The following is a 446-nucleotide window of genomic DNA, read 5'->3' as shown; positions in this document are numbered from 1 at the left end:
GGCTTTACGACGCCCAGGCTCGTATTTGATAATTTTCTTTTTGAAAAACTGCAATCTCCCTATGCAACCATTTATCAGAAGGCATCTATCGAAAAAATAGAACGGCAGGCCAATGGCAGCATTAAGGCTCTGTTCACGCATAAGGATATCAATTACGAGATCACCGCGCCGCTGATAGTAGGTGCAGATGGTGATAAAAGCCTCGTGCGCAAAAGCTTTTTTGAAGATGCTCATCCGCTAAAATCGTATTCTGTCGGACTGAGGGCTTATTATTCCGGAGTTACGGATCTGCATCCGCAAAATTTTATTGAGCTGCACTTTTTACCGGAAGTACTGCCCGGTTATTTTTGGATATTCCCGCTGCCGAACGGAATGACAAACGTGGGCGTTGGTATACTTTCCGAAAAAGTACGCCAGAAAAAGATCAACCTGCGTGAGCAAATGCT

General features: G+C 44.6%; 1 protein-coding gene. It reads left to right on the top strand.

Annotated elements, in window-relative coordinates; translation table 11 throughout:
* Positions 1-446: NAD(P)/FAD-dependent oxidoreductase (locus I6F37_RS39930; RefSeq protein ID WP_225154367.1), on the top strand; the 446-nt coding region annotated here is incomplete at both ends.

The sequence above is a fragment of the Bradyrhizobium sp. NBAIM08 genome, from assembly GCF_020193935.1.
In the GTDB taxonomy this organism is placed as follows: domain Bacteria; phylum Pseudomonadota; class Alphaproteobacteria; order Rhizobiales; family Xanthobacteraceae; genus Bradyrhizobium; species Bradyrhizobium yuanmingense.
This window is presented reverse-complemented; position numbering and strand designations above follow the sequence as displayed.